This is a genomic window from Streptomyces sp. NPDC006012, assembly GCF_042871185.1.
Classification (GTDB): Bacteria; Actinomycetota; Actinomycetes; order Streptomycetales; family Streptomycetaceae; genus Streptomyces.
Genome location: NZ_JBIAIE010000003.1, coordinates 195,173 through 217,780, shown reverse-complemented (window position 1 = coordinate 217,780; position 22,608 = coordinate 195,173). Strand labels below are relative to the sequence as shown.

Sequence of the window (22,608 nt, the reverse complement as noted above, 5' to 3'; positions counted from 1 at the left end):
GGTCCCGGCCGGACTCCCGTCAGACCTCTTCGACGCTGCTCGGCTCACGCCGGGACAGGTCGATGCCGAGTTCCTCCGCTGCGCGGAAGACGTCCTCGTCGGTGTCGCGCATCTCGATGGACATGCCGTCGCTGGACAGCACCTCCACGTTGAGGCACAGAGACTGCATTTCCTTGATGAGCACCTTGAAGGACTCGGGAATGCCGGGCTCGGGGATGTTCTCGCCCTTGACGATGGCCTCGTAGACCTTCACGCGGCCGGTGACGTCGTCGGACTTGATGGTCAGCAGCTCCTGGAGGGCGTAGGCGGCGCCGTACGCCTCCAGCGCCCACACCTCCATCTCGCCGAACCGCTGGCCACCGAACTGAGCCTTACCACCCAGCGGCTGCTGGGTGATCATCGAGTACGGACCGGTCGAGCGGGCGTGCAGCTTGTCGTCGACCAGGTGGTGCAGCTTCAGGATGTACATGTAGCCGACCGAGATCGGGTCGGGGAAGGGCTCACCGGAGCGGCCGTCGAACAGCCGCGCCTTGCCGGACGGCAGGACCAGGCGGTCGCCGTCGCGGTTCGGGATGGTGTGCTCCAGCAGACCCGCCAGCTCGTCCTCGCGGGCACCGTCGAACACCGGGGTGGCGACGTTGGTGCGCGGGTCGACCTGGTCGGCGGAGATGGCCTGGAGGCGCTCGGCCCACTCCTCGGAGAGACCGGAGACGTCCCAGCCCTGGCTGGCGAGCCAGCCGAGGTGGATCTCCAGGACCTGTCCCGGGTTCATTCGGGACGGGACACCCAGCGGGTTGAGGATGATGTCGACCGGGGTGCCGTCCTCCAGGAACGGCATGTCCTCGATCGGCAGGATCTTGGAGATGACGCCCTTGTTGCCGTGGCGGCCGGCGAGCTTGTCACCGTCGGTGATCTTGCGCTTCTGCGCGACGTAGACGCGGACCAGCTGGTTCACGCCCGGCGGCAGCTCGTCGCCCTCCTCGCGGTCGAAGACACGCACGCCGATGACCTTGCCGGTCTCGCCGTGCGGCACCTTCAGCGAGGTGTCACGGACCTCACGGGCCTTCTCACCGAAGATCGCGCGCAGCAGGCGCTCCTCGGGGGTCAGCTCGGTCTCGCCCTTGGGGGTCACCTTGCCGACGAGGATGTCACCGGCGATGACCTCGGCGCCGATGCGGATGATGCCGCGCTCGTCGAGGTCGGCGAGGACCTCCTCGGAGACGTTCGGGATGTCCCGGGTGATCTCCTCGGGGCCGAGCTTGGTGTCACGGGCGTCGACCTCGTGCTCCTCGATGTGGATCGAGGAGAGGACGTCGTCCTGCACGAGGCGCTGCGACAGGATGATCGCGTCCTCGTAGTTGTGACCCTCCCACGGCATGAACGCCACGAGCAGGTTCTTGCCGAGCGCCATCTCGCCGTTCTGGGTGGCGGGACCGTCGGCGAGGACCTGGCCGAGGACGATCCGGTCGCCCTCGTTGACGATGACCTTCTGGTTGACCGAGGTGCCCTGGTTGGAGCGGGAGAACTTGGCCAGCCGGTAGGTGATGTAGGTGCCGTCGTCGTTGGCCGTGGTGATGTAGTCCGCGGAGACCTCCTGGACCACACCGTCCTTCTCGGCCTTGACGACATCGCCGGCGTCGACCGCGGAGCGGTACTCCATGCCGGTGCCGACGAGCGGGGACTCGGACTTGATGAGCGGAACGGCCTGCCGCATCATGTTCGCGCCCATCAGGGCACGGTTGGCGTCGTCGTGCTCCAGGAAGGGGATCATGGCGGTCGCGACCGACACCATCTGGCGCGGCGAGACGTCCATGTAGTCCACGTCCTCGCCGCCGACGTAGTCGACCTCGCCGCCACGGCGGCGGACCAGCACGCGGGCCTCGGCGAACCGCAGCTCGTCGGTGAGCGGCGCGTTGGCCTGCGCGATGACGAAGCGGTCCTCCTCGTCGGCGGTCAGGTAGTCGACCTCGTCGGAGACCTGGCCGTCGGTGACCTTGCGGTACGGCGTCTCGATGAAACCGAACGCGTTGACCCGGCCGTAGGAGGCCAGCGAGCCGATCAGACCGATGTTCGGGCCTTCCGGCGTCTCGATCGGGCACATCCGGCCGTAGTGCGAGGGGTGCACGTCACGGACCTCGAAGCCGGCCCGCTCACGGGAGAGACCACCCGGGCCGAGGGCGTTCAGACGACGCTTGTGCGTCAGCCCCGACAGCGGGTTGTTCTGGTCCATGAACTGGGACAGCTGGCTGGTGCCGAAGAACTCCTTGATGGAGGCGACGACCGGCCGGATGTTGATCAGGGTCTGCGGCGTGATCGCCTCGACGTCCTGGGTGGTCATGCGCTCGCGCACGACGCGCTCCATACGGGCGAGACCCGTACGGACCTGGTTCTGGATCAGCTCGCCGACGCTGCGGATGCGACGGTTGCCGAAGTGGTCGATGTCGTCGGTCTCGACCATGATCGAGCGGCCGGACTCACCGGTCGTCTCGGTCTCACCGGCGTGCAGCTTCACCAGGTACTTGATGGTGGCGATGACGTCGTCGGTGGTGAGCACGCCGGCGTCCAGCGGCTCGTCCGCACCGAGCTTCTTGTTGACCTTGTAGCGGCCGACCTTCGCGAGGTCGTAGCGCTTGGGGTTGAAGTACAGGTTCTCAAGGAGCGTCTGCGCGGCCTCGCGGGTCGGGGGCTCGCCCGGGCGCAGCTTGCGGTAGATGTCGAGGAGCGCGTCGTCCTGGCCCTGGGTGTGGTCCTTCTCCAGGGTGGCGCGCATCGACTCGTAGTCGCCGAACTCCTCCAGGATCTGCTCGGTCGTCCAGCCGAGCGCCTTCAGGAGGACGGTGACCGACTGCTTGCGCTTGCGGTCGATGCGGACACCGACCATGTCGCGCTTGTCGATCTCCATCTCCAGCCAGGCACCCCGGGACGGGATGATCTTGGCGGAGAAGATGTCCTTGTCGGAGGTCTTGTCGATGGTGGAGTCGAAGTAGACACCGGGGGAACGGACCAGCTGGGACACCACGACACGCTCGGTGCCGTTGATGACGAAAGTGCCCTTGTTCGTCATGAGCGGGAAGTCGCCCATGAAGACGGTCTGGGACTTGATCTCGCCGGTCTCGTTGTTGGTGAACTCGGCCGTGACGAAGAGCGGGGCGGCGTACGTGAAGTCGCGCTCCTTGCACTCGTCGATCGAGTTCTTGGGCGGCTCGAAGCGGTGGTCCCGGAAGGTCAGCGACATCGACCCGGAGAAGTCCTCGATCGGGGAGATCTCCTCGAAGATCTCCTCCAGACCGGACTTGGTGGGGACGTCCTGACCGTTCTCAAGAGCCTCCTCGACCCGACTCTGCCAAGCGGTGTTGCCGAGCAGCCAGTCGAAGCTCTCGGTTTGCAGCGCGAGCAGGTTCGGAACCTCAAGAGGCTCCTTGATCTTTGCAAAAGAGATGCGCAGCGGGGCGGTGCTGGCGCCGTTGTTCGTATTCGCGGTCGAGGCGTTGCGCGAGGCGGCCAAGAGGGGGTCCTTCCGAGGGCTCGGACTCACTGCGCGCGTACCGGCCCCTCTCCCATGCACGAAGACACAAACCCCAGGTCAGAGGGGATACGGTCGTCTATGCTCGGGTGAGGGCAGACCCCTGGTGACGGGCAGGGGCAAGCTAACAGGCAGCGCAAAGGGTCAGTGTAGCCACTTGGCACACTGATGTCCAGTCCCACTTCTCTGAGACCCTCGTTGTCTTCAACGCCTGCGCCATGCCTGCCTTCAACGCACGTTGATCCTGCCCTCTTCGCCGTCGATCCATGCCTCGGATCCCGGATCGGTTGTAACGACGCGTCCTGAGAATTGCGCGCTGCGTGCGGTTCGTCAAGGCCCCCCAGCCCGACCGGGCTCCCAGGGGCACGATGAAGATCACCATACCCCCCGGTCACGCGGGTGCAAGGCACTCGCGGTCGGGCGTTCGGGAAAGCCGAGGAGCGACCACCCGGATGGATGATCGCTCCTCGGTGCGCGCGCGTTACAGCCCCTTCAAGGGCCGAAGTGGGCGAACGTCGGGGTTCGGGAACCCGGAAGGTCCTTGCGGACCCGGAAGGACTACTTGACCTCGACGGAGGCGCCGGCGCCCTTGAGGGACTCGGCGGCCTTCTCGGCGGCGTCCTTGGCGACCTTCTCCAGGACGGGCTTCGGGGCGCCGTCCACCAGGTCCTTGGCCTCCTTCAGGCCGAGCGAGGTCAGCTCACGCACGACCTTGATGACCTGGATCTTCTTGTCGCCGGCGCCGGTGAGGATGACGTCGAACTCGTCCTGCTCCTCAGCCTGCTCGACCGGGGCGGCCGGACCGGCCGGACCCGCGACGGCGACCGCGGCGGCGGCGGTGACGTCGAACTTCTCCTCGAACGCCTTCACGAACTCGGAGAGCTGGATCAGGGTCATGCCCTCGAACTCGGCAAGCAGTTCGTCCTGGGTGAGAGCCATGGTGGCTTTCCTTCCACTAATTCGGCAGGTGCCGGATGTACATGTCTGGCGGGCGTACGTACGGCCCGCTACGACCTCCGCCTCAGGCGGCGGCGGTCATGTCGCGAGCCGAATTACTCGGCACCGCCCTGCTCGTCCTGCTTGGCACGAAGCGCGTCCACGGTGCGGACGAGCTTCGACGGGAGCGCCTGGAAGACCTGGGCAGCCTGGGTCTGCTTGGCCTTGAAGGCGCCCGCCAGCTTGGCGAGCAGAACCTCGCGGGACTCAAGGTCCGCGAGCTTCTTGATCTCGTCGGCGGACAGCGCCTTACCGTCAAGGACACCGCCCTTGATGACGAGATTCGGGTTGTCCTTGGCAAAGTCACGGAGACCCTTCGCCGACTCCACCGGGTCACCGGTGACGAAGGCGACAGCCGTCGGACCGTTGAACAGGTCGTCCAGCGTCGAGATCCCGGCCTCGTTGGCCGCAATCTTGGTCAGCGTGTTCTTCACCACGGCGTACTGGGCGTTCTCACCGAGCGACCGGCGCAGCGTCTTGAGCTGCGCCACGGTGAGACCGCGGTACTCGGTCAGCACGGCGGCGTTGGAGCTGCGGAACTGCTCCGCCAGCTCGGCCACCGCGGCAGCCTTGTCGGGCCTCGCCATAGAGCCTCGGCCTCCTTCCGGGTGATTCTGACCGCGCGGACCCGAAGGAGGACTGGGAAAAACGAAACGCCCCGGCGCAGGCGCTCGGGGCTGACTCGACCGGCTGTGCACGCTCGGGGCGGGCAGTCCGGGAGTTCTTCCACTGTCACCTGCGCGGGTCGCCCACTTTGCAGCGGATCCTTCGGCCACCTCGTGCTCATCCGAACACGAGGCAACGACCAGCGGTCTTTGGCTTCGGTAGGAGAGTAGAGGAACGGATTGCCGCCAGGCAAATCCGTTCCTTCGGCTCAGCTCTGCTCGACCCCCTGCATCATCTGGGAGAGGTCCATGGTGTCCTTGGCGGGCGGAGCGGTGACCTTCACCGGCTGGTTGTAGTCGAGGAAGGTGATCAGCATGTCCAGCGGGCCCTTCTTGGCCTCGCCGCGCATCCGGAACTGCTTGGTGTGCGACTCGCCGTCGATCCACATGTCCATGGCCATCTTGTCGATGCCCAAGGTCTCGTACTGCTCAAGGCTCTGCTCGTGCCGCTTGCGCAGGCTCGGCTCCTCGCTCTTGAGCTTGGCCCGCAGTTCGTCGAGGGTGATCGTGCCCTTGTAGTGGGTGGTCTTCACCCCGTCGACGGTCTCGGTGCCGACCTCCTTGATGTCCTTGGCACCGGCCAGGAACGTGGACTCGGAGGCCGGGTTCTTGCCGGCCTCCCCCGCACCGAGCTGGCCGGTGTTGAGCTTGTCGTCCGCGCCGGCGGCGGACATGTCGAGCTTGAGCCAGCTCTTGCCCCCCATCTGCTTGGCCGTCTCGGGGTTGCCGCCGATGTAGATCGCCTTGTCGATGAGCCGGATCTCGACCGGCCCGTCGGCTCCCTGGCCCGCGGCGGTCATCTTCATGCTCATCGCCAGCGGCTCGACGCTCATCGCCGCGTCACCCTTGACCTGGCCCTCGCCCGGGATGCTGCCGGTCATGCGGTAGCGGAACGACTTGATGTCGTCCGCGTTCTTCGCGGCCGCGGCGACGGCCGCCACCGGCGCCATCGCGGGCGCCTTCACCGAGTCGCCCTTCGCCGACGACTTCGCTCCGTCGTCGTTTCCGCCGCAGCCGACCGCGCCCGTGGCGAGCAGCAGCACAGCGAGCCCGGTGGCCGCCACGGAAGACCTGGACCTGACGGACACAGATGACCTCATGTTTGTCTTTCCCCCCACATCATGGTTGGGCGCACAGGGAACACACGCCCGATTCACAGTAAGGGGCTGATCGTAACGGGAGGCAGTGACAAGGTCTTCCGGATTTTTGGCTGGTTCTTGACCGTCGAGGGCCGAAAGAGGCCGCGGAGAGCCCAGGAGGACGCTCAGCCGGACAGTCCCGTACCCCCCTGTGTGTGCATGAGGGACGTGAAGTCCTGGGTGTCGCTCTCGGGGGGCACCTGCACCGAGAGCCGCGCCCCGTAGTCGCTGTAGTAGGCAGTGCTGGTCATCGTGCCGTTCGCGGTGGTGCCCCGCTCGACCTTCTTGAGCAGCAGCCCCTGGTCGTCGACCCAGATGTCGATGGTCTCCGTGGTGACGCCGGCCTGGTCGAGCTGCTTCTTCAGGTCGGCGAGCTGACGGGCGGTGAGGCCGGAGTTCCGGGTGGCGAGGTCGGCGACGTCGACCGTCCCGGAGTAGCGCGTGGTGTTCTCGCCGGAGACCTTCTCCGCGCCGGCCTTCCGTACGTCCCCGGAGGCAAGCAGGAGCTTCACGGACTGGTTCGGCGTGGCGTTGCGGGTCTGGTCCTTGAGGTAGGCGCCGGAGGCGCCGGCGAGGTCGGCCAGCGCGTCGTAGCTGTACCGGACCCAGTGCCTGCCGCCCGCCTGCCGGGCGAACGCGTCACCCATCCTGGAGTAGTAGGCGTCCCGCAGGTAGCGGGTCTCCATCGTGGTGGAGCCGAGCTTGCGCATGGCGTCGGCGACCGTGCCGCCGGTGTAGGTGATGGTGAGCGTGCCGGTGATGCCGTCGCGCCAGCCCAGGGTGCCGTCCGCCGTCATGGACATCACGGAGCCCAGCGTGGTCGTGGAGCGGACCTTGGCCGACGCGGCCTTGGCCGTGGTTTTCTCGGCGGAGCGCAGTTCCGCCAGCGGGTCGGTGCGTGCCGTGCCCTGTCCGGACGCCTTGCCGCCCTCGTCCGAGCCTCCGGAGCCGCAGGCGGCCAGCCCCGCCAGTGCGGTCACCAGGACCGTCGAGAGGGCCACGCGGCGCACCATCGTGCTGTTCATGTCGTCCCACCCCTATGCGAGTCCGTAGGCGCACGGTAACGCAGCGCACTGACAGCCGTACGGGAAGTCGCACAAAGACAGGACGGGCCCGCACCTCGGAAGGTGGCGGAGCCCGCCCTGTTGACGCGTCTGCGACGCGGCTGCCGGGGGTGAGCCTCAAGCTCAGACGGCGGCCGGGTCCTCCTCGACGAGGAGGTTGCGGGTGCGGTTCGAGTCGAGCGGAATGCCGGGGCCCATCGTGGTGGTGATGGCGGCCTTCTTGATGTAGCGACCCTTGGCGGCGGACGGCTTCAGACGGAGGATCTCCTCCAGCGCGGCGCCGTAGTTCTCCACCAGCTTGTCGTCCTCGAAGGACGTCTTGCCGATGATGAAGTGCAGGTTCGAGTGCTTGTCGACGCGGAACTCGATCTTGCCGCCCTTGATGTCGGTCACGGCCTTGGTGACGTCGGGCGTGACCGTGCCGGTCTTCGGGTTCGGCATCAGACCACGCGGGCCGAGGACGCGGCCGAGGCGGCCGACCTTGCCCATGAGGTCCGGGGTGGCGACGACGGCGTCGAAGTCCAGACGGCCCTTCGACACCTCGTCGATCAGTTCGTCGGAGCCGACGATGTCGGCGCCCGCGGCACGCGCGGCCTCGGCACGGTCACCGGTCGCGAAGACCAGGACCCGGGCGGTCTTGCCGGTGCCGTGCGGGAGGTTCACGGTGCCACGGACCATCTGGTCGGCCTTGCGCGGGTCGACACCCAGACGGAAGGCGACCTCGACGGTGCTGTCGAACTTGGTCGTGGAGGTCTCCTTGGCGAGACGGACGGCTTCGAGCGGGGCGTACAGCTTCTCCCGGTCGATCTTGCCGTCCGCAGCCCGGAGGGCCTTGCTGCGCTTGCTCACAACTGCTCCTGAGGTGTTCTGAACGGAGTCGTGGTACGGGCCGAGCAGGCCCTGCCACGTGCGGCCCACCAGGGCCGCGGGGGTTCTACGAGGTGGAGGCTCAGCCCTCGACCGTGACGCCCATCGACCGGGCGGTGCCGGCGATGATCTTCGACGCGGCGTCCAGGTCGTTGGCGTTGAGGTCGGGCATCTTCGTCTGGGCGATCTCGCGGACCTGCGCCTGGGTGATCTTGGCGACCTTGGTCTTGTGCGGCTCGCCGGAGCCCTTCTCCACGCCCGCAGCCTTGAGGATCATCTTCGCGGCCGGCGGGGTCTTGGTCACGAAGGTGAAGGAACGGTCCTCGTAGACCGTGATCTCCACCGGGATGACCCAGCCGCGCTGCGACTCCGTCGCGGCGTTGTAGGCCTTGCAGAACTCCATGATGTTGACGCCGTGCTGACCCAGCGCGGGGCCGACCGGCGGTGCCGGGTTGGCCGCGCCGGCCTGGATCTGGAGCTTGATCAGCCCCGTGACCTTCTTCTTCTTGGGAGGCATGTGCTCTCTCCGGGTCCTTAGTGAGAGTGTTCCGCCGTCCGATCCGGATCATCAGGATGGAGGCATACCGCACCACGATAACGGGTGACAGGGCCGGACCCAAAAACGGGACCTCAGACTCCGGTACGGCACCACGGCCCGCGCACCGGAACTGCCACCACGGCCCGCGCACCGGACGGCACCACGACCCGTGCGACAAGAACGCGGGCCCGCGGTCCGCACTCGGCGGCCGGAGACCCGCGGCACCTTCGAAGAGCGCCCGGACCCGAGCCCGGCGAACGCCGGCCCCGGGCCGCCCCGGCTCCCCGGACTCAGCAGCGCTTGGAGGTCACCGCCTGCCCGCCGACCGGGTCGCCCGGCGCCCTCAGGTGGCCGATGGCCGCCGTGCACTCGCCGACGGTGGCGGCCGGCAGCGACCAGAACTCCTGGACGTTGGTGGCCTTCCACGCCTTCTCGCCCAGGACCCCGTCACGCGCGTAGCTGTAGACGCCGACGCCGACGTCGTAGTCCTTCACCTTGTCGCGGAAGCTCTGCCACACCCACACGTACCCGTAGTTCCGCTGACAACTGGGCGAGTAGAACTGCTTCACGGACGCGGCGTGCGCGCCCGCGCGGTCGATGTAGGCGGTGGTGCCGATCTGGTATGCGTCGGAGCACACGCCGGCGGCCGCGGCCTTGGCGCTGTTCGGATTCCCGCTCTCCGACGGGGCGGTGGAACGGACGTTCTGACGCTGCTTGTCCGGCGCGGGCGCGGGGCCCGTACCGGCGACGGCGGAGGCCGTCGGGACGAGGACGAAAGCGGCGGCGGCCGCGGCGATCAACGTACGACGAGCACGCATGAGGAAAACCCCCGGGTTCCCTGGATACCTGAACTGTCCTTGGGCACGCGACGAGCAGAGCAGGGCAAATCACAGCAAGGCTTGCTGGATCACCACCAAGAACACCGTTCGTGCGTTTTGGTCATCAAGTCAGACCCACCGGACGCCGGAACGGTTGTGGCGCAGCACACAGAATTTTTGGACTTCCTGTACGCGGCCCGGATCGCCGGTGGTGCGGCATGCGCGCGTTGAAACAGCCGTCCGCCCCGGAACCCAGGGGCTGGTGCCCGCTGAACTCCCGAGAGCCCCTGTCCGAGGCCCAAAGACCCGGAGGCCGGCGGGGCGCCGTAGCCGTCGGGCGTCTTGTCGCAGTGCCCGGGGTGAGTTCGGGATGCGCGCACGGGCATGCCGTCGGCAGACACGTGCGCCGGTGAGCGCCTACACTCCCGCTGCGCTGATCGGCGCGAGCCTTGGCCGGCGGTCTCGTCGGCCGAGGCCGGACGGGCGAGGAGCAGCGGTGGCAGCGAGTGGTGGGGCAGCGATCCGATCCTGGCGCTGGTACGGCGCTGCCGCCCTGGCCTCAGCCGCGTTCCCTGTCGTGTTCGTGCAGGCGACGCTCCTCGCGAACTGGTACGTGACCCACCCGGTGATCGACCCGGGCGACGATTCACCGGGCCCCAGCACACGAAAGAGCCCCCACCCAACGGAAAACCGCTGGGTGGGGGCTCTTTCGGAGGATCGTTGACCTAGTTCTTCTGGATCTGGTCGAAGCTCAGCTCGACCGGGGTCTCCCGGCCGAAGATCTCCACCAGGCCCTTGACCTTCTTCGAATCCGGGTTGATCTCGTTGATGGTGGCCTGCAGCGTGGCGAACGGGCCGTCGGTGACGGTGACCGAGTCGCCGACCTCGAAGTCCAGCACCTGGACCTCGACCTTGCGCTGCGGGGCGGGCTTGCCCTCGGCCTCGGCGGCCTCGCGGGCGGCCTTCTCCTCGGCCTCCGGGGCGAGCATCTTGACGATCTCGTCCAGGGTCAGCGGGTAGGGGTCGTAGGCGTTGCCGACGAAGCCTGTGACGCCGGGGGTGTTGCGGACGACGCCCCAGGACTCGTTGGTCAGGTCCATGCGGACCAGGACGTAACCCGGCAGCTTGTTCTGCTTGATCGTCTTGCGGTCGCCGTTCTTGATCTGGACGACCTCTTCCTGCGGCACCTCGGCCTGGAAGATGTAGTCCTCGACGTTCAGCGAGACGGCGCGCTGCTCCAGGTTGGTCTTCACGCGGTTCTCGTAACCGGCGTAGGTGTGGATGACGTACCACTCACCGGGCAGCGAACGCAGTTCGTCGCGAAGCGCCGCGACGGGGTCAACAGGCTCCGCGGGCTCCTCGTCGACGCCCTCGTCCTGCGCACCCTCGTCCGCTGCGGCCACGTCATCGGTGGCCGCATCGTCGGCGGCCACGTCGTCGGTGGCGCCGTCGTCGGTGGCGCCGTCCTCGTCCACGACCTGCAGGGCGGCCTCCTCGGCCGGCTCCCCCGCCTCGGCCTCGGCAGCCTCGAACTCGTCCTGCTCGTCCGCGCCCTCGACGATGTCGAGCTCGTCGTCCACCGCCTCGGCGGCATTCCCGCGAGGCTCGATGGCGTCGTTCAGGTTCGGGTCAGACACGATGGCTGCTTCTTCCTGGATACATAAGTGGAACATGCGAAAACGGGCGCCGACATCACGGCGCCCTTCGCTCTTGGCTCAGCCGAAGACGTACTTGGCGGCGTGGTCGAGCCCATAGTCAATCACGGTCACCAACGCGATCATGATGGCGACGAAGAAGATCACCACGGTGGTGTACGACGTCAGCTGGTTGCGGGTCGGCCAGACGACCTTGCGGAGTTCCGCGATGATCTGACGGTAGAAGATGGCAAGCCGCTTCAGCGGGCCCTTCTTGCCGCGTTTGCCGCCCTTGCGCGCCTTGCCGGACTCTGGCACCTCGTCCTGGGCATCAGGAGTTTCGATGGAGCCCACGGCGTCCGTCATTCGTCCTCACCTGATCCCGGGTCGTGGCCGTGCCGCGCCCGGTATGAGCCGCACGGCGGTGCAATGCTGTACGTACATGCGCACACATCTTGGCGGTGTGTGTAGCAGGGCCGGAGGGACTTGAACCCCCAACCGCTGGTTTTGGAGACCAGTGCTCTACCAATTGAGCTACGACCCTTCGATGTCCCCCAACGTACCGCATCCGACCGACTGCTCGGTGTGCACCGGCTCGGAGGTGGCTGCCGAAGGCCAACGAGGTGAGAGTGTACGTGTTCCCGGGCCCGGCGTCGAACAGTAAGTGCCCGTCCGGGCGCGCGAAACGCAAGATCGTCCTGGCCGGAGGCCGGATCCGGACGCTTGTTCACGGGTCGGCCTTCTTCCGCTCAGTCTGTGAAACCCGTGTGCCGGGCGCGTTTCCGGTCTGGAACGATGGGTTCATGAGCGCTGCAACCCCTCCCACCGAGCGCCGGGTCTCCGCCCGAGTCGGCGCGATCTCCGAGTCCGCCACCCTCGCCGTGGACGCCAAGGCCAAGGCCCTCAAGGCCGCCGGGCGTCCGGTGATCGGCTTCGGCGCCGGTGAACCCGACTTCCCGACCCCCGGCTACATCGTCGAGGCCGCGATCGAAGCCTGCAAGAACCCGAAGTACCACCGGTACACCCCGGCGGGCGGCCTGCCCGAGCTGAAGGCCGCGATCGCCGCGAAGACGCTGCGGGACTCGAAGTACGAGGTCGACCCCTCGCAGGTCCTCGTCACCAACGGCGGCAAGCAGGCCATCTACGAAGCCTTCGCCGCGATCCTGGACCCGGGTGACGAGGTGATCGTCCCGGCGCCGTACTGGACGACGTACCCGGAGTCGATCCGCCTGGCCGGCGGCGTCCCCGTGGCGGTCGTCGCCGACGAGACGACCGGCTACCGGGTGAGCGTGGAGCAGTTGGAGGCGGCGCGCACGGAGCGGACGAAGGTCGTCCTCTTCGTCTCGCCGTCCAACCCGACCGGCGCGGTCTACAGCGAGCAGGAGACCGAGGCGATCGGCCGCTGGGCCGTCGAGCACGGCCTGTGGGTGCTGACGGACGAGATCTACGAGCACCTCGTCTACGGCGATGCCACGTTCACCTCGCTGCCCGCGATCCTGCCGGAGCTGCGGGAGAAGTGCATCGTCGTCAACGGTGTCGCGAAGACGTACGCGATGACCGGCTGGCGGGTGGGCTGGGTCATCGGCCCGAGGGACGTGGTCAAGGCCGCCACGAACCTCCAGTCGCACGCCACGTCGAATGTCTCGAACGTCGCGCAGGCGGCGGCCCTCGCGGCGGTCTCCGGCGATCTCACGGCGGTCGCGGAGATGCGCGAGGCGTTCGACCGCCGGCGCCGGACGATCGTGCGGATGCTCGGTGACATCGACGGCGTGGTCTGCCCGGAGCCGGAGGGCGCGTTCTACGCGTACCCGTCGGTGAAGGCGCTGCTCGGCAAGGAGATCCGCGGCAAGCGCCCGCAGACCTCGGTGGAGCTGGCCGCGCTGATCCTGGAGGAGGCCGAGGTGGCGGTCGTACCGGGTGAGGCCTTCGGCACCCCCGGCTACCTGCGGCTGTCCTACGCCCTCGGTGACGAGGACCTGGCGGAGGGCGTGAGCCGGATCCAGAAGCTGCTGGCCGAGGCCAAGGACTGAGGCCACTTCGCACGAACAGCCGGCGGGCCGTCTCCTCGGGGAGGCGGCCCGCTTGTGTGTGCGGGCAAGACCACGAACGGGGATCCGGCTTCCGGGACCCGGGGGACGTGCGGCAGGATCCTGGAATGGAGCGTGTACGTGATGTCTCTGACCTGCCGAAGGCCCATCTGCACCTGCACTTCACCGGCTCGATGCGGCCCGCCACCCTGCTGGAGCTGGCCGACAAGCACGGGGTACGACTGCCCGAGGTGCTGACCGACGCGCTGACCAGCGGGGAGCCGCCGAAGCTGCGGGCCACGGACGAACGCGGCTGGTTCCGCTTCCAGCGGCTGTACGACGCGGCCCGCTCCTGCCTGCGTGACCCGGAGGACATCCAGCGCCTCGTCCGGGAGGCCGCGGAGGAGGACGTGAAGGACGGCTCGGGCTGGCTGGAGATCCAGGTCGACCCGACGTCGTACGCGCCGCGCCTGGGCGGTCTGATCCCCGCTCTGGAGATCATCCTGGACTCGGTGGAGACGGCCGCGCGGGACACCGGTCTGGGCATGCGGGTGCTGGTGGCCGCCAACCGTATGAAGCACCCGCTGGACGCCCGCACGCTGGCCCGGCTGGCGGTGCGGTACGCGGACCGGGGCGTGGTCGGCTTCGGCCTGTCGAACGACGAACGCCGGGGCATGGCACGGGACTTCGACCGCGCCTTCCACATCGCGCGCGAGGGCGGCCTGCTCTCGGCTCCGCACGGCGGCGAGCTGACGGGCCCGTCCTCGGTCCGGGACTGCCTGGACGACCTGTATGCCGACCGGGTCGGGCACGGGGTGCGGGCGGCGGAGGACCCGCGGCTGCTGAAGCGGCTCGCGGACCGGGGCGTGACCTGCGAGGTGTGCCCCGCGTCGAACGTGGCGCTCGGCGTGTACGCGAAGCCGGAGGACGTCCCGTTGCGCACCCTGTTCGAGGCGGGGGTGCCGATGGCGCTGGGCGCCGACGATCCGCTGCTGTTCGGCTCGCGCCTGGCGGCCCAGTACCGGCTGGCGCGGGAGCACCACGGCTTCACGGACCCGGAACTGGCCGAACTGGCCCGGCAGTCGGTCAGGGCGTCGGCGGCACCGCAGGACGTACGGACGAACCTGCTGGCGGGCATCGACGACTGGCTGACCCGCCCGGCCGCCTGAGACGGGCGCCCGGGGACATCCGGGGCCTCCAGGTCCTCCCGGGGGCCGCGATCAGGCCGGGTGCCCGGTGCTGGTGATTCCGCCCAGCAGGGTGCGGGCCAGCCCGCGGGCGAAGTCGTCGACCGGCGGGCGCTCGCCGCTCTGGGACGCGTCGTAGGCGAACGCCCGCTGGGAGCAGGCGCCGAGCAGCAGGGACGCGGCGGCGAAGGTGTCGGCGTCGGGCCGGACCCGGCCGGCCGCCTGCTCGGCGCGCAGATAGGCGTCGAGGCCCTCTATCGGTTTGTGGGGGCCGGAGCCCATCTCCCGCAGCCCGTGGTCGAACCGGGCCTTGAGCTGGGTCTCGGCGTACAGGGAAGCCGCGATCGGAAAGCTCTGCTCGTAGAAGAGGGCGGCCTGGCGGGCGATCTCGGTGAGGTTCTCCTCCAGCGTGCCCTTTCCCGGTTCGGCCGCGAGGCTGCCGAGCAGGGGGGTCAGCGGGGGCAGCCGCTCGGTGAGGACGTGGACGAACAGGTCCTCCTTGCTGGCGAAGTACTTGTAGAGCGCCGCCTCGGAGCAGTCCGCCGCCTTGGCGATCTGCTTGGTCGTCGCGCGGGCCAGCCCCACGGTGAGCATCAGTTCGTGAGCAGCGTCGAGGATGCGGACGCGGGCCGGTTTCTGCTCCATGGCGCCCAAGGATGGCATGGCGGACCTCCTGGCCTTGACGAATGGGTGAGTGCTTACTCACCCTAGGAGGCACCAGAGGTGAGTGAACACTCACCCACCCCACGGTCCACCCATGCCCCACCCACTCGATGAAGACCAATGAAGACCAATGAAACCCGATGAAGACCGGGAGCACCCCATGAACCTCACCGTGTTCGGCGCCACTGGCGGTATCGGCCAGGAGATCGTCCGTCAGGCGCTCTCCGCGGGCCACAAGGTCACGGCCGTGGTCCGCGACCCCGCGCGGCTGACCGTGACCGGATCCGCCCTGGAGGTGGTCCGCGCGGACCTCACCGACCCGGAGGAGGTGCGCCCCGCCGTCGCCGGCCGGGACGCGGCGCTGTCCGGCCTCGGCGCGCGCAGCCGCAGGGACGCCGGGGTGACGACCCGGCTGACCCGTACGGTCCTGGCGGCCATGGAGGCGGAACACATACGACGGCTGGTGCTGGTCAGCGCCGGTCCGGTGGGCCCCGCCCCGAAGGACGACGGTTTCCTCGACCGCACCGCGCGCGGCCTGGTCTCGGCCATCCTCAAGGACGTCTACGCGGACCTGCGGGAGACCGAGGCCGAACTGGCGCGCAGCGACACGGACTGGACGTCGGTGCGCCCACCGCGCCTCCAGGACAAGCCGCTCACCGGCACGTACCGCACGGTGATCGGGGGTTTCCCGCGCGGCGGCCGCTTCATAGCACGCGCGGACGTGGCCCACGCGATGCTGACCATGACCGGGGACCCGAAGACGGTATGCCAGGGAGTAGGCGTGGCCTACTGAACCGGCGCCTCCTGGGGGCGCGGGGAACCGCGCGACCACCCGCCCCCACCCAGCGGCGCCATAGAGCGGAGCTACCGGGCAGACCTACGGAGCAGGACCAGAGCAGGGCTACGGAGCAGGGCTACGGAGCAGAGTTGCGAAGCGGCGCTACAGGCTGACGCCAACGGTCACCGGCTCATTGACCAACGTGATCCCGAAAGCCGCCCGCACCCCGGCCACGACCTCCCGGGCCAGCGCGAGCAGGTCCTCCGTGCTGGCCCCGCCCCGGTTGGTGAGCGCCAGCGTGTGCTTGGTGGAGATACGGGCGGCCCCGCTGCCGTACCCCTTCGTGAAGCCCGCCTTGTCGATCAGCCAGGCCGCGGAGGTCTTGGTGTGCCCGTCGCCCGCGGGGTAGCCGGGCGGCTCGGCGCCGTCGCCGAGGCGCTCCTGCACGCGCGCGTGGAAGGCGGCGAACTCCGCGTCCGTGAGGATCGGGTTGGTGAAGAACGACCCCGCCGACCAGGTGTCGTGATCCTCGGGGTCGAGGACCATGCCCTTGCCCGCACGCAGCTTCAGGACGGCCTCGCGGGCGGCCGCGAGCGGTGCCCGGCCGCCGGGCTCCACCCCCAGCGCGCGGGCCGCCTCGGCGTACCTGACCGGCGCCGACAGCCCGCCGGCGGCCTCCAGCGCGAACCGTACGCGCAGCACCACGTAGCGGTCGGGGTCGGCCTTGAAACGGCTGTGGCGGTAGGAGAACGCGCACTCGGCGTTGGTGAGCGTGACCGTCTCCCGGGCGGTCCGGTCGTAGGCGGTCACCTCGGTGATCGTGGTGGAGACCTCCTGGCCGTACGCGCCGACGTTCTGGATCGGCGTCGCACCGACGGAGCCCGGGATTCCGGCGAGGCACTCGATGCCCGCGAGGCCGGCCTCGACGGTGCGCGTGACGGTGTCGGTCCACACCTCGCCGGCCGCGGCCTCCAGCCGCGTGCCGTCGAGTTCGCCCCCGCGGGTGGCGATGCGCAGGGCGGTGCCGTCGAAGCCCTTGTCGCCGATGACCAGGTTCGACCCGCCGCCGATGAGCAGCAGGGGGGTTCCGCTGTCGTCGGCCTCGCGGACGGCGGCGACGACCTCCGCGTCGGTGGTGGCGGTGACCAGCCGGGTGGCGGGGCCGCCCAGCCGGAAGGTGGTCAGCGGGGCGAGGGGAGCGTCGTGGAGTTCCTGCACGCGCCCAAGACTACGAGATGTAAGGGGCTCCCTCTCTGGCGGAACACCCCTTACCTCCGGCCTCAGGCCAGCCGTACGACCGCCCGGGACATACCCAGCACCTTCTGGCCACCGCTGGTGACCATCAGGTCCACCCGTACCGTGTTGTCGTCGAGCTTGGCGGCGACCTTGCCGCCGACCTCGATCACGGCGCCCTCGTCGTCGTTCGGCACGACGACGGGCTTGGTGAAGCGGACGCCGTACTCGACGACCGCGCCCGGGTCGCCGGTCCAGTCGGTGACCACCCGGATCGCCTCGGCCATGGTGAACATGCCGTGCGCGATGACGTCCGGCAGGCCCACCTCCTTGGCGAACTTCTCGTTCCAGTGGATCGGGTTGAAGTCACCGGAGGCGCCCGCGTACCGCACGAGCCTGTCGCGGGTCACCGAAAAGGTCTGCGCCGGTAGTTCGGTGCCGACCTCCACGTCGTCGTAAGCGATCTTCGCCGTCATCTCTCAGGCCCCCTCGGCCGCGCGCGCCACGAGCTTGGTCCAGGCCGTCACGACATGCTCGCCCGCCTCGTCGTGGACCTCGCCGCGGATGTCCAGGATGTCGTTCCCGGCCATGGACTTGATGGCCTCGATGGTCGACGTGACCTGGAGCCGGTCCCCCGCGCGCACCGGCCGGGTGTACACGAACTTCTGGTCTCCGTGCACCACACGGCTGTAGTCGAGGCCGAGCTGCGGGTCCTCGACGACCTGTCCGGCGGCCCGGAAGGTGATCGAGAAGACGAAGGTCGGCGGCGCGATCACATCGCAGTGGCCGAGTTCCTTGGCGGCTTCCGGGTCGCGGTAGACCGGGTGGGAGTCCCCGACCGCGTCGGCGAACTCGCGGATCTTCTCCCGGCCCACCTCGTAGGGCTCGGTGGGCGGGTAGCTCCGCCCCACGAAGGACTGATCGAGCGCCATGGCCCGGCACCTCCTGATGTCAGCTGCGATTGCCCACAAATTAGCTGGTTTCCATCGGCGAAAACGCCGTGAGGCCGCCCCCGGCTGCGGGGGCGGCCTCACGTACGAACCAGATGGGTCAGCGTGTCTCGCGGTGCGCGGTGTGCGCGTTGCAACGCGGGCAGTGCTTCTTCATCTCAAGACGGTCCGGGTTGTTACGCCGGTTCTTCTTGGTGATGTAGTTCCGCTCCTTGCACTCCACGCAGGCCAGCGTGATCTTCGGGCGGACGTCGGTGGCAGCCACGTGAGTGCTCCTAGGACGAACGGATGGAATAATTCAAACGCAAGAAAGAGTAGCCGATCGAAGGACCGACCCCGCAATCGGCTACTGTCAGTAGCGGTGACCGGACTTGAACCGGTGACACAGCGATTATGAGCCGCTTGCTCTACCGACTGAGCTACACCGCTGTGATGTGATCGGATCCCGTTTCGCAACGGTTACTTCTCACACCAGAGCCCCAAAACGGAATCGAACCGTTGACCTTCTCCTTACCATGGAGACGCTCTGCCGACTGAGCTATTGGGGCGAGCGATGAAGACATTACACGCTCGGCAGCCGTTCACCCAAATCCGTTTCGTACCGCCCGCGAAGGCCCCTTCGGCCCGTGTCCCGGCCGTCCCGTGCGCCTCTCCTGCCCGCCTTTCGCGCGTGATCCGCGCGCGCCCAGGAACGTTCCCGGCCGTCCGCCACGCGCGCGTGCGCGAACCCGACGGACCACACCTCGATACGACGACGGACCACACCGCGTCACGACGACAGACCCCACCGCGATACGACGACGGACCACACCAGTACGACTATTCCGCTCCTCCCCGCCCCGCGCGGCCCGCCATCCTAGGCTCGACTCACTCTGCGTGATCTTGAGTCCCCTCAGTCGCCCCGCGCAGCCCGAGCCGCAGTCACGAGCCCCTGGACCCCGATGCCCGACAGCCAGCCGCAGCCGCCCCCACCGCCGTCGAACCCACCGGGTTCCCCGGGCCACTCCGACGGGGCCCTGGTCCTGTGCGGGGCACGGCTCACCGACGGCCGCACCGTGGACGTCCGGCTGGACGGAGGGCGCATCGAGGCGGTCGGCACGGCCGGCAGCCTGGCACCGGGCCCGGCCCACTCCGGTACCCGCGTCAACCTCGGCGGCTACCTGCTCCTGCCGGCCCCGGTGGAACCGCACGCCCACGCCGACACCGCGCTCTCCGCCGACCAGGGCGGACCCGTCTCGTACGAGACCGAGGACGTCCAGCGCCGGGCCACGGAGGCCGCCCTGCTGCAGCTCGGGCACGGGGCGACGGCACTGCGCGCGCACGTGCGCGTGGGCGACGTCCAGGGACTGGGCGCGCTCGGCGCCGTGCTCCAGGCGCGGCGCTCGCTGCACGGGCTCGCGGACCTGACCGCCGTGGCGGTACCGCGGCTGCTGACCGGGGCGGCCGGGGCCGACGGACTGGCGATGCTGCGGGACGCGGTGAAGATGGGCGCCACCGTGGTGGGCGGCTGCCCCGATCTCGACCCCGACCCCACGGGCTACGTCGAGACGCTCCTGAAGGTGGCATCCGAGCACGGCTGCCCCGTCGACCTGCACACGGACGCCGCCGATCCGGCCCGGCTCGCCCGGCTCGCGGCGATGGCGGGCGGGCTGCGCCCGGGTGTGACCCTCGGCCCGTGCGGCGCCCTGTCCCGGCTGGCGACCGAGGCGGCGGCCCGCGTCGCGGACCGGCTGGCGGCGGCCGGAGTGACCGTGGTCTGCCTGCCGCAGGGCGGCTGCGGCGGTGTCGAACGGCGGGGTACGGCTCCGGTGCGGCTGCTGCGTGCCGCCGGGGTCCGGGTCGCGGCGGGGAGCGGGGCCCTGCGGGACGTGTCCAACCCGGTCGGCCGCGGCGACCCGCTGGAGGCCGCCTATCTGCTGGCCTCGTGCCACGGACTGCACCCCGAGGACGCGTACGACGCCGTGAGCGGCTCGGCCCGCGCCGTCCTCGGACTCCCCGAGGTCCGTGTGGAGGCCGGCTTCCCCGCCGAACTGCTCGCCGTGCGCGGTCATCACCTGGCCGGCGCACTGTCCCTCTCGTACAGCCGGATCGTGGTGCACCGGGGGCGCGTGGTGGCGCGCACCAGCGCGGTGCGGGAGTACTGCAACTCGGCGGCCGCCGCGGAACTGGGGCTGCCGCGTCAGGGGCGGGGTGAGTTGTCGTGAAGCGGGGCGCGTGACGGCGCGCGCACGCGGGCGTCCGGGTCGTCGGGAGTCCTTCGAGGTAATTCACCGGCGCTCGGGGAGCGCGTGTCGGCTTGCGGGCCGGAAGTGTGCGCACCGGCAGAGCCGGCCGGCGCATCGCCTGCGCTGCCAGGGCCGAAGTCGTGCGGCAGAAGCGGTGCTTCGGGCGTACGGTCGGAAACATGCGCATTGTCATTGCTGGTGGTCATGGTCAGATCGCGTTGCGGCTGGAACGGCTCCTCTCCGCGCGCGGGGACGAGGTAGCGGGGATCATCCGCAACGCCGAGCAGGGAGACGATCTGCGGGACGCCGGTGCCGAACCGGTCGTCCTCGACCTGGAGTCGGCCTCGGTCGAGGAGGTCGCGGCGCAGTTGCGGGACGCGGACGCCGCCGTGTTCGCGGCGGGCGCGGGCCCGGGCAGCGGCGCTGCCCGCAAGGACACCGTGGACAAAAACGCGGCGGTGCTGTTCGCGGACGCGGCCGTCCGGGCGGGCGTACGCCGGTTCGTGGTCGTCTCCTCGATGGGCGCGGACCCGGCGCACCAGGGGGACGACGTCTTCGACGTGTACCTGCGGGCCAAGGGCGCGGCCGACGCCTACGTGACCGGCCTGGACGCGCTGGACTGGACGATCGTGCGTCCCGGCGCCCTGACGAACGACCGCGGCAACAGCCTCGTCCGCCTGGAGGCGCACACCGGGCGCGGCTCGATCCCGCGCGCGGACGTGGCCGCCGTACTCGCGGAGTTGGTGGAGAGCCCGGCGACGGCCGGACTGACGCTGGAGCTGATCAGCGGGTCGGCGCCGGTGTCGGTCGCGGTGAAGTCGGTGGCGGGGAACTGAGACGGTCCGCGGTCCGTTGGAACAATCGACCGGTTGGGCCGTCACCCGCCGAACCGGTCGGCTTTCCTCGTCGCCTTCGTCGCCTTCGTCAGACGTCCTCAGCAGTCGGTCGATCAGTCGGCCATCACAAGTCACCGGAAATCACTGGAAGTCATCAGAACAGGGGCAACTGCCCGGGAAAGTCCGGTACGGCGTACGCGTCCAACGTCGGCAGGGCCGGGCCCAGTTCCGCCTGCCGCCGTGAACCGGCGCACGAGACGAGTTCACCGCTCTCGCGCGCGCCGGGCGGGTCGTGCCGCGCGAAACGTCCCGCGACGACGGCGATCTCACGACGGCACACCGGGCAGGCTCTACGACGAGAGGACATGGAGCCAAGTCTCCTCCATACCCAGCCGAAACCGTTCCCTCCGCACCCCGTCGAGACCGTCCGGGTACCGCCCTCTGTCCATCGAAAACGGCGTCAGACCTTCTGGTTCTCCGCGCTGACCATCCAGGCGTACTTCTCCAGGGAGTCGATGATCGTGTGCAGCAGGTCGGCGGTGGAGGGGTCCTCGCTGTCGACCTGGTCGTGGTGCACGCGCAAGGTGTCGACGGTGGCCCGCAGACGCGCGGTCACCAGATCGACGACGGAACTCACGCTCTGCGCGCCCTCCGGGAACCTGGGGAGCGTGGTGTGCATCGCCACCGTGTCGGCGCGGCCGTCCGGCCAGTGCTGGAGGGCACGCATGCGCTCAGCGACGCTGTCGGCGAATTCCCGGGCGTCGTCGATGATTTCGTCGAGTTGCAGGTGCAGGTCCCGGAAATTGTGACCGATCACGTTCCAGTGGGCCTGCTTTCCCTGGAGATGCAGTTCGACGAGATCCACCAGGATCTGTTGCAAGGCTTCGGCCATCTCTTTCGAGGCCGTGAATCCGGTGATGTCACTGTCCGGACGCCGGGAAACCTTCGGGGAAGCGGTCATGGCGTGTCTCCTCTTGCAAGCACAGCACAGCAGCCCCCTGTACCAGGAGGCCCGTCTTCCTACGCCCAGCCTACGGAGGTCTCCCCCTGCCGCCACCGCGCCTGATCCACTTGGGTAAAGGCGCAGGTCGCGGGCGTTTTGAGGGGGGCAGGGGCGGCGTGAAGGCACACGCCGGACCCGGGCGGCTCTGGCACCGGCACCGGGCAAGCCGCCGAGGTGAATGCCACTGCGCCCGGTTCGAACCCGTGGAACGTGCCACAGCCGTAGGCCGCTGCGATCGCCTCACGCGTCGTCACCACACCCGGCACAAGATCGGCGGACCACGACCGCCGCCACCGGCAGCCTGCCACCCCATTCCTCCCAGGCGGCAACCGAAAGGGGCGCCCCCGTCGACAGTTCCGCACCCGATGTGGCGGACTCATCCAGGACACCGGCACGGCGAGAGCGGGCGAAGGCCCCCACCCGAGCACTGGCGTCTGCCCCACAGCTGCCCCGCGCGAGCTG

At 69.1% G+C, this 22,608-nt stretch carries 22 protein-coding genes and 3 tRNA genes; 5 read left to right on the top strand and 20 right to left on the bottom strand.

The genetic code is table 11. The annotated features are described in order from the left end of the window. Positions 1–19: 19 nt before the first annotated feature. The 11 genes from rpoB to ACFYPJ_RS07845 form a co-directional block, all read right to left on the bottom strand. Positions 20–3,505: a DNA-directed RNA polymerase subunit beta gene (gene rpoB / locus ACFYPJ_RS07895; protein WP_389012161.1), complete on the bottom strand. Its 3,486-nt coding sequence runs from the start codon at positions 3,503–3,505 to the stop codon at positions 20–22. A gap of 576 nt (positions 3,506–4,081) precedes the next feature. Beyond that, on the bottom strand, positions 4,082–4,462 hold the full coding sequence (gene rplL / locus ACFYPJ_RS07890) for a 50S ribosomal protein L7/L12 (protein ID WP_376533073.1): 381 nt from the start codon (positions 4,460–4,462) through the stop codon (positions 4,082–4,084). Between the two features lie 113 nt (positions 4,463–4,575). Next, positions 4,576–5,106: a 50S ribosomal protein L10 gene (gene rplJ / locus ACFYPJ_RS07885; protein WP_389012158.1), complete on the bottom strand. Its 531-nt coding sequence runs from the start codon at positions 5,104–5,106 to the stop codon at positions 4,576–4,578. A 287-nt stretch (positions 5,107–5,393) separates the two neighbouring features. Beyond that, entirely contained in the window at positions 5,394–6,284 is an 891-nt protein-coding gene (locus tag ACFYPJ_RS07880) for a DUF1396 domain-containing protein (protein ID WP_389012155.1), read from the bottom strand. Between the two features lie 164 nt (positions 6,285–6,448). Beyond that, on the bottom strand, positions 6,449–7,348 hold the full coding sequence (locus tag ACFYPJ_RS07875) for a hypothetical protein (protein WP_389012153.1): 900 nt from the start codon (positions 7,346–7,348) through the stop codon (positions 6,449–6,451). Between the two features lie 162 nt (positions 7,349–7,510). Then, positions 7,511–8,236, bottom strand: coding sequence for a 50S ribosomal protein L1 (gene rplA / locus ACFYPJ_RS07870; protein WP_389012150.1), 726 nt, complete (start codon positions 8,234–8,236; stop codon positions 7,511–7,513). A 100-nt stretch (positions 8,237–8,336) separates the two neighbouring features. Then, complete coding sequence (gene rplK / locus ACFYPJ_RS07865) at positions 8,337–8,771, bottom strand: 50S ribosomal protein L11 (protein WP_389012147.1); 435 nt, start codon at positions 8,769–8,771, stop codon at positions 8,337–8,339. 311 nt (positions 8,772–9,082) lie between these two features. Beyond that, the gene (locus ACFYPJ_RS07860; RefSeq protein ID WP_389012144.1) at positions 9,083–9,610 is read right to left on the bottom strand and encodes a hypothetical protein; all 528 of its coding nucleotides are present in this window, start codon (positions 9,608–9,610) and stop codon (positions 9,083–9,085) included. A gap of 725 nt (positions 9,611–10,335) precedes the next feature. Then, the gene (nusG, locus tag ACFYPJ_RS07855; RefSeq protein WP_389012141.1) at positions 10,336–11,247 is read right to left on the bottom strand and encodes a transcription termination/antitermination protein NusG; all 912 of its coding nucleotides are present in this window, start codon (positions 11,245–11,247) and stop codon (positions 10,336–10,338) included. Positions 11,248–11,325: 78 nt separating this feature from the next. Further along, positions 11,326–11,610, bottom strand: coding sequence for a preprotein translocase subunit SecE (gene secE, locus ACFYPJ_RS07850; protein ID WP_389012139.1), 285 nt, complete (start codon positions 11,608–11,610; stop codon positions 11,326–11,328). A gap of 105 nt (positions 11,611–11,715) precedes the next feature. After that, positions 11,716–11,788 (bottom strand) — tRNA-Trp (locus tag ACFYPJ_RS07845). A 259-nt stretch (positions 11,789–12,047) separates the two neighbouring features. On the opposite strand from ACFYPJ_RS07845, the gene ACFYPJ_RS07840 reads away from it, so the two are divergent. Further along, on the top strand, positions 12,048–13,274 hold the full coding sequence (locus ACFYPJ_RS07840) for a pyridoxal phosphate-dependent aminotransferase (protein WP_389012136.1): 1,227 nt from the start codon (positions 12,048–12,050) through the stop codon (positions 13,272–13,274). Between the two features lie 125 nt (positions 13,275–13,399). Beyond that, positions 13,400–14,440 carry an adenosine deaminase gene (locus tag ACFYPJ_RS07835; RefSeq protein WP_389012133.1) on the top strand — a complete coding sequence of 347 codons (1,041 nt, stop codon included), beginning with the start codon at positions 13,400–13,402 and terminating at the stop codon, positions 14,438–14,440. Between the two features lie 51 nt (positions 14,441–14,491). On the opposite strand, the gene ACFYPJ_RS07830 is transcribed toward ACFYPJ_RS07835, so the two are convergent. Further along, entirely contained in the window at positions 14,492–15,103 is a 612-nt protein-coding gene (locus ACFYPJ_RS07830) for a TetR/AcrR family transcriptional regulator (RefSeq protein ID WP_389012956.1), read from the bottom strand. A 178-nt stretch (positions 15,104–15,281) separates the two neighbouring features. Here ACFYPJ_RS07830 and ACFYPJ_RS07825 point away from each other — a divergent pair, with 178 nt between their 5' ends. After that, positions 15,282–15,914 (top strand): NAD(P)-dependent oxidoreductase, encoded by a 633-nt coding sequence (locus ACFYPJ_RS07825; RefSeq protein ID WP_389012954.1) that lies wholly within the window; start codon positions 15,282–15,284, stop codon positions 15,912–15,914. A 147-nt stretch (positions 15,915–16,061) separates the two neighbouring features. Here the strand turns inward: ACFYPJ_RS07825 and ACFYPJ_RS07820 are convergent, their stop codons facing one another. The 6 genes from ACFYPJ_RS07820 to ACFYPJ_RS07795 all read right to left on the bottom strand — a co-directional run bounded on the left by ACFYPJ_RS07820 (position 16,062) and on the right by ACFYPJ_RS07795 (position 18,630). Further along, positions 16,062–17,117 carry a UDP-N-acetylmuramate dehydrogenase gene (locus tag ACFYPJ_RS07820; protein WP_389012130.1) on the bottom strand — a complete coding sequence of 352 codons (1,056 nt, stop codon included), beginning with the start codon at positions 17,115–17,117 and terminating at the stop codon, positions 16,062–16,064. Between the two features lie 62 nt (positions 17,118–17,179). After that, positions 17,180–17,608, bottom strand: a complete 429-nt coding sequence (locus ACFYPJ_RS07815; RefSeq protein ID WP_389012127.1) for a MaoC family dehydratase — start codon at positions 17,606–17,608, stop codon at positions 17,180–17,182. Between the two features lie 3 nt (positions 17,609–17,611). Next, a complete protein-coding gene (locus tag ACFYPJ_RS07810) occupies positions 17,612–18,064 on the bottom strand; it encodes a MaoC family dehydratase N-terminal domain-containing protein (RefSeq protein WP_389012124.1) in 453 nt (150 codons plus the stop codon). 118 nt (positions 18,065–18,182) lie between these two features. Then, entirely contained in the window at positions 18,183–18,347 is a 165-nt protein-coding gene (rpmG, locus tag ACFYPJ_RS07805) for a 50S ribosomal protein L33 (protein ID WP_003948671.1), read from the bottom strand. A 91-nt stretch (positions 18,348–18,438) separates the two neighbouring features. Continuing rightward, positions 18,439–18,511: transfer RNA gene (locus ACFYPJ_RS07800), tRNA-Met, on the bottom strand. Between the two features lie 46 nt (positions 18,512–18,557). Continuing rightward, positions 18,558–18,630, bottom strand: a tRNA-Thr gene (locus ACFYPJ_RS07795). Positions 18,631–19,023: 393 nt separating this feature from the next. On the opposite strand from ACFYPJ_RS07795, the gene ACFYPJ_RS07790 reads away from it, so the two are divergent. Together ACFYPJ_RS07790 and ACFYPJ_RS07785 are read left to right on the top strand one after the other, a co-directional pair. Then, positions 19,024–20,286, top strand: a complete 1,263-nt coding sequence (locus ACFYPJ_RS07790) for an amidohydrolase family protein (RefSeq protein WP_389012121.1) — start codon at positions 19,024–19,026, stop codon at positions 20,284–20,286. 200 nt (positions 20,287–20,486) lie between these two features. Beyond that, positions 20,487–21,143, top strand: a complete 657-nt coding sequence (locus ACFYPJ_RS07785) for an NAD(P)H-binding protein (protein ID WP_389012118.1) — start codon at positions 20,487–20,489, stop codon at positions 21,141–21,143. A gap of 154 nt (positions 21,144–21,297) precedes the next feature. On the opposite strand, the gene ACFYPJ_RS07780 is transcribed toward ACFYPJ_RS07785, so the two are convergent. Together ACFYPJ_RS07780 and ACFYPJ_RS07775 are read right to left on the bottom strand one after the other, a co-directional pair. Beyond that, the gene (locus ACFYPJ_RS07780) at positions 21,298–21,510 is read right to left on the bottom strand and encodes a hypothetical protein (protein WP_389012115.1); all 213 of its coding nucleotides are present in this window, start codon (positions 21,508–21,510) and stop codon (positions 21,298–21,300) included. Between the two features lie 93 nt (positions 21,511–21,603). Further along, positions 21,604–22,104, bottom strand: coding sequence for a Dps family protein (locus tag ACFYPJ_RS07775; protein ID WP_389012112.1), 501 nt, complete (start codon positions 22,102–22,104; stop codon positions 21,604–21,606). Positions 22,105–22,608: the final 504 nt, after the last annotated feature.

Bases quoted from the DNA above. Each gene is read 5' to 3' on its own strand.
- rplL (WP_376533073.1), bottom strand. From the start codon at position 4,462: ATGGCTCTCACCCAGGACGAACTGCTTGCCGAGTTCGAGGGCATGACC.
- rplJ (WP_389012158.1), bottom strand. From the start codon at position 5,106: ATGGCGAGGCCCGACAAGGCTGCCGCGGTGGCCGAGCTGGCGGAGCAG.
- ACFYPJ_RS07880 (WP_389012155.1), bottom strand. From the start codon at position 6,284: ATGAGGTCATCTGTGTCCGTCAGGTCCAGGTCTTCCGTGGCGGCCACC.
- ACFYPJ_RS07875 (WP_389012153.1), bottom strand. From the start codon at position 7,348: ATGAACAGCACGATGGTGCGCCGCGTGGCCCTCTCGACGGTCCTGGTG.
- rplK (WP_389012147.1), bottom strand. From the start codon at position 8,771: ATGCCTCCCAAGAAGAAGAAGGTCACGGGGCTGATCAAGCTCCAGATC.
- ACFYPJ_RS07860 (WP_389012144.1), bottom strand. From the start codon at position 9,610: ATGCGTGCTCGTCGTACGTTGATCGCCGCGGCCGCCGCCGCTTTCGTC.
- secE (WP_389012139.1), bottom strand. From the start codon at position 11,610: ATGACGGACGCCGTGGGCTCCATCGAAACTCCTGATGCCCAGGACGAG.
- ACFYPJ_RS07840 (WP_389012136.1), top strand. From the start codon at position 12,048: ATGAGCGCTGCAACCCCTCCCACCGAGCGCCGGGTCTCCGCCCGAGTC.
- ACFYPJ_RS07835 (WP_389012133.1), top strand. From the start codon at position 13,400: ATGGAGCGTGTACGTGATGTCTCTGACCTGCCGAAGGCCCATCTGCAC.
- ACFYPJ_RS07830 (WP_389012956.1), bottom strand. From the start codon at position 15,103: ATGGAGCAGAAACCGGCCCGCGTCCGCATCCTCGACGCTGCTCACGAA.
- ACFYPJ_RS07825 (WP_389012954.1), top strand. From the start codon at position 15,282: ATGAACCTCACCGTGTTCGGCGCCACTGGCGGTATCGGCCAGGAGATC.
- ACFYPJ_RS07815 (WP_389012127.1), bottom strand. From the start codon at position 17,608: ATGACGGCGAAGATCGCTTACGACGACGTGGAGGTCGGCACCGAACTA.
- ACFYPJ_RS07810 (WP_389012124.1), bottom strand. From the start codon at position 18,064: ATGGCGCTCGATCAGTCCTTCGTGGGGCGGAGCTACCCGCCCACCGAG.
- ACFYPJ_RS07790 (WP_389012121.1), top strand. From the start codon at position 19,024: ATGCCCGACAGCCAGCCGCAGCCGCCCCCACCGCCGTCGAACCCACCG.
- ACFYPJ_RS07785 (WP_389012118.1), top strand. From the start codon at position 20,487: ATGCGCATTGTCATTGCTGGTGGTCATGGTCAGATCGCGTTGCGGCTG.
- ACFYPJ_RS07780 (WP_389012115.1), bottom strand. From the start codon at position 21,510: ATGTCCTCTCGTCGTAGAGCCTGCCCGGTGTGCCGTCGTGAGATCGCC.
- ACFYPJ_RS07775 (WP_389012112.1), bottom strand. From the start codon at position 22,104: ATGACCGCTTCCCCGAAGGTTTCCCGGCGTCCGGACAGTGACATCACC.